Annotated in this window: 7 protein-coding genes; 1 reads left to right on the forward strand and 6 read right to left on the reverse strand. The window is 50.9% G+C overall.

The genetic code is table 11. The annotated features are described in order from the left end of the window. Positions 1-914: histidinol dehydrogenase (locus IQ219_RS13515; RefSeq protein ID WP_194072954.1), on the forward strand; the 914-nt coding region annotated here is incomplete at its 5' end. 166 nt (positions 915-1,080) lie between these two features. On the opposite strand, the gene IQ219_RS13520 is transcribed toward IQ219_RS13515, so the two are convergent. The 6 genes from IQ219_RS13520 to IQ219_RS13545 all read right to left on the reverse strand — a co-directional run. Then, entirely contained in the window at positions 1,081-1,788 is a 708-nt protein-coding gene (locus IQ219_RS13520) for a response regulator transcription factor (RefSeq protein WP_194072955.1), read from the reverse strand. A 9-nt stretch (positions 1,789-1,797) separates the two neighbouring features. After that, a complete protein-coding gene (locus IQ219_RS13525; RefSeq protein ID WP_194019781.1) occupies positions 1,798-2,874 on the reverse strand; it encodes a glycosyltransferase family 4 protein in 1,077 nt (358 codons plus the stop codon). Between the two features lie 368 nt (positions 2,875-3,242). Further along, positions 3,243-4,013: an MBL fold metallo-hydrolase gene (locus IQ219_RS13530; RefSeq protein WP_194072956.1), complete on the reverse strand. Its 771-nt coding sequence runs from the start codon at positions 4,011-4,013 to the stop codon at positions 3,243-3,245. A 3-nt stretch (positions 4,014-4,016) separates the two neighbouring features. Beyond that, a complete protein-coding gene (locus IQ219_RS13535; protein ID WP_194072957.1) occupies positions 4,017-6,281 on the reverse strand; it encodes a CHASE2 domain-containing protein in 2,265 nt (754 codons plus the stop codon). 38 nt (positions 6,282-6,319) lie between these two features. Then, a complete protein-coding gene (locus tag IQ219_RS13540) occupies positions 6,320-7,087 on the reverse strand; it encodes a DUF928 domain-containing protein (RefSeq protein WP_194072958.1) in 768 nt (255 codons plus the stop codon). A gap of 74 nt (positions 7,088-7,161) precedes the next feature. Then, on the reverse strand, positions 7,162-7,843 hold a 682-nt coding region (locus IQ219_RS13545; RefSeq protein WP_194072959.1), incomplete at its 5' end, for an alpha/beta hydrolase.

The raw sequence follows: 7,843 nt of genomic DNA on the forward strand, positions 1-7,843 counted from the left end.
TGTATAAGAGACAGGGTTTTTATCTGGAGACCAAAAGGGGTGATGCCCTGGGCAATTTACTCCGCCAAGGAATTTTGGCCAAGACTGTGGGGGTAGGGGAACGAGTTTTGGTGACGGAAACCATTAGCCCGACTATTTTGGTGGCGGCCCAGGAAATGGGCATTGAAGAAATTTATCTAGCTGCAGGGGTGCCGGCGATCGCCATGTTGACCTGGGGGGCAAAAAATATTGCGCCGGTGGAGTCCATTACGGGGGCAGGATCTCCAGAGGTAATGGCGGCCAAACAATTGGTGAGTGGTGTGGTGACCATTGACCAAACCTTAGTCAGGACAAATTTGATGGTGCTAGCGGACGGTGAAGCCAACGGGCAATGGCTAGCCCTAGATTTGCTGGCCCATGCCGAACAATATCCCAATGCCAGCGCAGTGCTACTAACCGATCGCCTGGAGTTGGGGGAAGAAGTCATCCAATCTGTGAATCGCTATTGTCGGGAGCAGGAACATTCTGTGCACACGGAAAAGGCCCTGGCCCATTATGGCCTAGTGGCGATCGTGGAAGACCTGGAAGCCTGTGGAAATTGGGTCAATGAGTTCAGCCCCCATATTTTACTGTTGGCCATGGCGGACCCCTGGACCATGGTGGAAAAAGTTCAGCGAGCCAGGGAAATTTACATCGGCCACCACAGTCCGAGCATTTTGGGTCATTACCTAAGTGGGGCTGCCCGTCTGCAAACTCAGGATGGGGGCGTGGCCTCAGCTAGTGAACTGGCCTTCCATTGTTTTCTGCGCTCCAGTCAACTACTAGACTACGGCAATACTCTGCCACCTCCGTGGTTAAAGGATTTAGTTAATTGGCAGGGTCTAACGGCGATCGAAGAACGTTTGGGGCAACTGGATCGACTCAATGAGGATTAGGCGAAGCAAATTTTACCTAGACTTTTTCAGTTCTGGAACCATAAATTCCATCTATTGCCCTGCGCCAAGACGGAGTAGTAAAGACTGCAAACCTTGCCTTGCTTGGCAGCTTTTGGGAAAGGAAACCTACTTGCCCAAGTTTAACCATAGAAACCATACTTTTTGATTAGCCAGGATCTTCAAACTTATAGCCCAAACCGATCACCGTTTTAATAAAACTAGGATTAGCGGGGTCCGGTTCAATTTTCTTACGCAGTCTGCGGATATGGGTATCTACCACCCGTTCATCGCCAAAAAAATCATCGCCCCACAACTTTTCAATTAATTGGGCCCGATTCCAGACCCGCCCCGGATAACTCATAAACGTGGCCAATAAATTAAATTCCAACCCGGTCAACTCCAACTCTTCCTGGCGATCGCCTTGATAGCGACTAGCCTGATGTTGGTCTAAATCCACCTGAAAATGGCTTGTACGATAAATTTGTCCTACTGGTTGCCCCTGGCGCAATTGCCGCCGCAATAGGGCCCGCACCCTGGCCACCAATTCCCTCGGGCTGAAGGGCTTGACCAAGTAATCATCGGCCCCGGTGGAGAGGCCAATAATGCGGTCTATTTCCTCCCCTTTGGCAGTCAACATCAGAATATAGGGGTCTTTGCTCCCCGGTTGTTGGCGAATGCGGGTGCACACTTCCAGCCCATCCAATTTGGGTAACATCAAATCCAACACAATGAGGTCCGGGGCCTGTTCCTGAAAAATTCTTAAACTCGTTTCCCCGTCATTGGCGACAGCGCAGGTAAACTGTTCACGCTCTAGGGTTTCCCTAATTAACTGGGCTATTTCCTGATCATCTTCCACAATCAAAATATTGGGCATGGCAATGAATCAATCCTGTTCCTCCACACTGCGACTATTGCGCCACACCTGCCAACCCAAATAAATCAACAGCAGCGTGGCACCAATGGCAAAGCCCCAACCACTGGGAATATTGGAAAATCCCAAAGCTAAGCTACCAGCCCAGAGGGTAAGGGCATAGATAAACAGCACCGTTAGACGGTGGGAAATGCCAGCATTGATCAAGCGGTGGTGCAGATGACCCTTATCAGCCTTAAAGGGAGATTTCCCCTTAATGACCCGGGAGAGAATAACCACCGACATATCCAAAATGGGCACCGCCAGCACCAGATAGGGCAATAAAACCGCTGTCACCGCCACCGTCGCCATGGCTGCTACTTTAACCAGGCCAATCACCGCTACGGCCCCCAGGGTAAAGCCCATAAAGTAAGCTCCCCCATCACCCATAAAAATCTGGGCCGGATTGAAGTTGTAGCGCAAAAATCCCAATGCTCCCCCGGCCATGGCCGCCGCAATTAAGGCCGCCTCCGACTGTTCCATAAATAAGCAGAGCACAAACAGCACCACCGCCGCAATGCCACACACCCCCGCCGCCAAACCATCCAAACCATCAATCCAGTTAATGGCGTTGGCCAAACCCACTAACCAAATCACCGTGATGGGCAAACTTAAAATGTCTAGATACACCAAGTTTCCCAGGAAAGGCAGGGTAAAAAAATCAATTCTCACCCCCATATTCCACACCACCGAGGCGATCGCCACCTGGGCCAATAAACGGGAAAAAGGACTCAGATCGAACAGGTCATCAAATAAACCAATGCCAAAAAAAGCTAAACCCCCCAGCACTACGCCCCAGACTTCCCATTCTCCCTTGGTGCTCATGGCACCGAAGGCCCCAAGGTTCCACACCACCAACAGAGCCACCAAGCTACCGAGGAAAATGGATACTCCCCCCAGGCGCACCATGGGTCGATGATGCATTTTTCGAGCACTGGGCTGGTCTACATAGCCGGCCCGTCGCCCCCAATGATTGATTAACGGTGTCGTGAACCAAACCACAATCACCGCCAAAATAAATGCAATGAGATAATATTGACCGCCGAGCATGGGCAAAGATGGGATTGGGAAGGGTTCATGGTAAAGTTTACCCCATATTTGTAGGGTGCTTAGTCACTGTTACCCAGGCAGTGGAGGCCGCAGGCCAAAACCCGATGGTCTAAGGTCACGGCGAACTATTTCAAGCTGACTTAGTGTGCAGAATCGGTTTACGAATCCATTGGTAATGGGCGGGGGAAAAACTATCAGGTTCCCCTATGGCAAGCACCTTGCTTTCACCTTATTTTCTTCACCTTTCCTTGGGCAATTAACCGTGAAGTACCCGTGCTGCATCAAAGATGATAGCGTGGGTTTTTCCCTTCACTTAAGCTAAAACTCCCCAAAACGGACTCTAGAATTTTCCTCCGGTGCTGGAGGTGTCAAACTAGATCAAACCTTTGACCCCGCTTCACAAAGCCGAGAAAACCATCTTCCACTGCTGGAGGTAAGGGGCCCGGCTGGTAGCCATAGAGCCACATTTTTGCTTTGATGGCAGCGGGCAGTTTCCGCAGCTCGTTGTAATGGGCGTGGACAGGGCTGGGATAGGGAGAAATTTCGCAATCATGGAAAATAACATCGGCCCGATGGAAATAGTCCTGCAGGCGATCGTAGCTAAATTTAGTGTCGTTGCTAAAGAAAACTTGGGAGTGATTGACCGCGAAAAAAAGACCATAGGCAGGCATTAACATTGCCCCCGTATCCACATGGTTGAGCTTGATCAACTGAAAAGTGATCTTCTCCCAGGTAAAAGTTTCCCCTGGCCCCAAAGCATGGATTTGAAAATAATTATCAACTTTGGTCATTCCCCCTTCAATGGCTTCCATACCTCCAGCAAGGGATCTTTCCCATAAATCCACCGCAATGTCCTGGCTCAAATATAAATTTGGTTTACCACAGGTGGGATCAAACATAGTGGTAAAGCCGACGTACTCCAAACCCCCCACGTGGTCTGAGTGGAGATGGCTAACGTAAATGTCTGTGATATCCCGATGGTTAAGACCAAGGGCATGGAGGGAAAAACGAATGTCGGTGCCACAGTCAATCAGGAATTTTCTGCCGTTATCGAGGGTGAGAATGGCATTGGATTGAAAATTATCCGCCCCCACCGTGAAGGCAGAACCGGAGCCAAGAAAGGTTAGGTTAGCAGCCACGATCTAGCCCCCCTGAGCGGCCGCAATGGCGGTGGGCTGGGCCAGTGCTCCTTGATAAAGTTGACGAAAACGCTGGGCGATGTCGGTGGGCATTGCAGAAAAGTGGACGTAAAAACCGTGGCTCTCCCCCGGAACTGAGTCTAATACTTTGGCGTAGAGTGCCGTCGATGGCACCCCTGGCTCCCTCAGGTTAATTTTAATATTGGTTAGACTGTCTGGACAGTGTTGATCTGGAGAAATCTGGATAAACCCACCTTTAGCGGAGATTTCCCGCAATGTACCGGGAATTACTGCGTCGGTAATGTGTTTTCCTTCTAGGCAGACGTATTCTAATGATAATGGTTCTGGAATGGGTAGATATTTTTGTTCTTCTACAGCAAGGGAAAGATTATAGGGGTCCCCCACGCCCGCCACGTCCCAAATGACCACTGGGTCTTTAACTCCTTTGGGTTGCACCGTTCTGTGGCCGTTGACTTGGACTTGATCGCCAGCGGCCTCTAGGGTAGTGGCGGAAATAAAAATTTGTCCCCCGGTGGTGTAGGACTCAATGCGATAGGTGAGGTTGACCTGGGCCCCTACCACGCCATACTTGGTGCGCTTTTCAGAGCCGATGTTTCCCACCACCACTTCGCCGGTATTGATGCCAATGCCCATTTCCAGGGGTTGTAAGCCCAGCCCTGTCACCTGTTGATTGACTTCCCGTAGGGCCAGTTGCATTTCCACCCCACAGGCCACCGCCCGCAGAGCATCACCATCCTGGGAAGTGGGAGCTCCGAACAAAACGAGAATACCATCACCCATGAATTCGTCAATGGTGCCGCCATGGTTGGTGATGACATCGGCCATTTTGCCAAAGTAGATGTTGAGCACTTTAACTACTTCTTCGGGGTTGAGGCCTTCGGAGGTGCTAGTAAATCCCCTTAGATCTGAGGTGAGGATGGTGATTGGACGGCGATCGCCACCCATTTTGAGACCTTCGGGGTTTTCCAGTAGGGTGGCCACCACCTGATCGGTTAGGTAACGGCCAAAGGTGTTGCGCACCTGCACCCCCGCCCGGGCCATCCAGGTGACAATAAATACCCCTGACCCCAATAAGCCCAACATCGGTGGAATAAACGGCAGCCACCATCCCATCACCAAGGCCCCATAGGTAATGGCCAGTAACGCCCCTAAACTACCCACAATGGCGGCGATCGGCAGCCACTGCCCTCCGGAACGCCGAGTGGCATAGCGCAACTGCCAGGTAATCACGGCCCCCAGGAAAGACCAGAACCCGACCCAAAGCCATTCGAGCGGCTCGGACCAACTTTTGAGTAACGGTTGACCATCAAGCCCCGCACTAATGATTTGGCTAATAATATTGCCATGGATCTCCACCCCTGGTATGGCACGAGATAGCCCAAACGTATTGCTATTGGGGGTGAAATATAGGTCCTTGAAGCTTTCCCCCACCTTACCCAGTAGGATGATTTTGCCTTTGCCCCAGTCCGGCGGCAATTTATCGGTCAACACATCGGTGAGGGATACTTGGGGAAAATTAGATTGGTAATCAATCAGTAATTGAAAGCCCCCGTCATCAGCCCGGATATAACCACCGCTATCGGCGTGGAGAGGGGAAAATACCACCTGATTTAAACGGAAGTCGTCACTGCCTTCACTGATGGTCTCCGGCGCAATTCCGACGTTATCAAGGAAGCGTAAAGCCAAATGTAGCCCAAAGCTGTAGTGGGGCTCCCCGTCTCTTACTAGATAAATAAAACCCCGGCGGACAATGTTATCAGCGTCGATAATTAAATCATTGGCGCCCACCTGGTTATTTTCCTTTAATAACGGGGGGGGATTGACGGTTTCAATGCCTGGTTTGCCCGCTACTTTTTCAATGCCTACTAAATTGGGAGTGCTGGTGAATACCTCTGCCAACTCTTCTGTACCCGGTGGCAGGGGCAAGTCTCGATAGAGGTCCAGCCCGATCGCCGCTGGTTGTTGTTGCTTCAGCTTGGTGAGGATTTTTGCTAGCAATTGGTCGTCAATGATCGGAGTGTTGAGGTAGGTAACGTCCTGTTCATCAATACCCACAATGACAATGCGATCATCTTCGTGCCTTGGTAAAAGCCTTACCCCTGCATCGTAGCTCTGCCATTCCAACACCTGTAAAATGCCGGTGAAGCGGAGCAAAATTACCAGGGCCGTCACTGTGGGGGTCGCAATCCAAATCCCCCGAGACTGCCAAAGAAACTTTTTCCAAGCTGACGGTATGGTCCAACCCATTAATATTCTCTGGTATTTCCTTTGATTTTCCCCTGGGGTCAGTTAGCCAAGGCAGAGGTATTGACCATTTGGCAACATTCCACCACCGGAGCCTCCGCCCAGGCCGCAAATCCCCCCGACTCTAGAAATTCCTGCCATTCCTGGGGTTCCTCCTTGGCGATCGCCGCTAGGGCATTGAGGGCATCTAACCATAGACCCTGTTCGGCATAAAAGGCTGCCTCTGCTAGGGAGGAATCGGCATTGGTAGGGGGCTGGTCCAGGGGAGTGTAGTTCACCGTCAACTCCACTGTGAGATTGTCTTGGGTGTTATTAGCATCACAAATTAGGGTCAAAGTAACGTTATAAAAATCGTCCTCCATGGCATTATCCGGCAAGCTAACGGGAAAACGAACAATGCCCCCTTCCTTGGGCACAGTGAAAGTTGTTTGGTTTTGCTCCTTGGTAATGGGATCCGCCAACTGCACCTGGGCTGTCAGTCCTGGTTGGGGCGGCAGATAGGCGTAAATAAAAGTTTCTTTGCTAGCGGTGTTGTGGAAACCGCTCCCTTGGTTATAGTCGCCAGGAATTAAAAGCTGAAAGGGTAATTTAGCCTTGGTTAAACAACTGCCACCGCTAGTTTGCCTGACTCCCCCACCGCCACTGGTGGCCGTTTGTCCCCGGTCACTATTAGCCTGGGGAAATTTTAGGGCGATTAACTGGGCAGAAGATTTGGCCGTGGAGCCATGGGAGGGGGAGATGCCAAAGGGAAAAGCGAGGGCCAAACCCATCAAACCGGCAAAAAGCAACTTTCCTGGGCGGTTAGACATAATTAACGCTTCCTGGGCAGGGCAAAGGGCAAAAACGGAGTTATTTTCCCCCAAGATAACAAATTATTTTCCGCTTACCGTTGTAAATGCCGGTTAAAAAATTGGCTCAGTTCCCCAAAAACTTCTGCCGATTCCGGTGTGTCAAATTGGTAGAGATATTCAGCATGGGAAAGTCCTTCAAATAGTTGTAAATCTACTACCCCATTGTTCTGTCGCAGTTTTCTTTGCAGTCTAGCGGTATCGCTCAAGATTAAATCCCTGGTGCCACTAATGAGCAGAGTGGGGGGCAAGCCTTCTAAATCGTTATAAAGGGGGGAAATAAATGGATGATTAAGGGGCAATTTTCCCGCATAGAGTTGGGCTAAACCTGCCAGTAAACCGCCGTAGCTAATGGCGGTGCGGTCAACATATTCATTGGTGAAGTAGGTATCTCCAGTTTTGGTCAAATCCACCCAGGGGGACAGGGGGGCGATCGCCGCTGGTAGAGGTAAATTAAGTTGCCGCAGTTGACAAACCAAGGCTAGCAATAGGCCGCCTCCAGCAGAAGTACCAAACAGCCCCATGCGGCTAACTTCGTAGGTTGTTACCAACTCCCGCCACACAGCCAAAGCATCGTCCAGGGCCGCCGGAAAAGGATGGTCTGGAGGTCGACGATAATCGATGCTAATCACTTCAATCTGGCCATAATGGGCCGCTAAAATTGCTTCCCCGCTCCCCAACTCCCCTCCGGCGAAAGCATAGCCCCCGCCATGGAGA

The organism is Synechocystis sp. LEGE 06083 (assembly GCF_015207725.1).
Lineage (GTDB): Bacteria > Cyanobacteriota > Cyanobacteriia > Cyanobacteriales > Microcystaceae > Synechocystis > Synechocystis salina.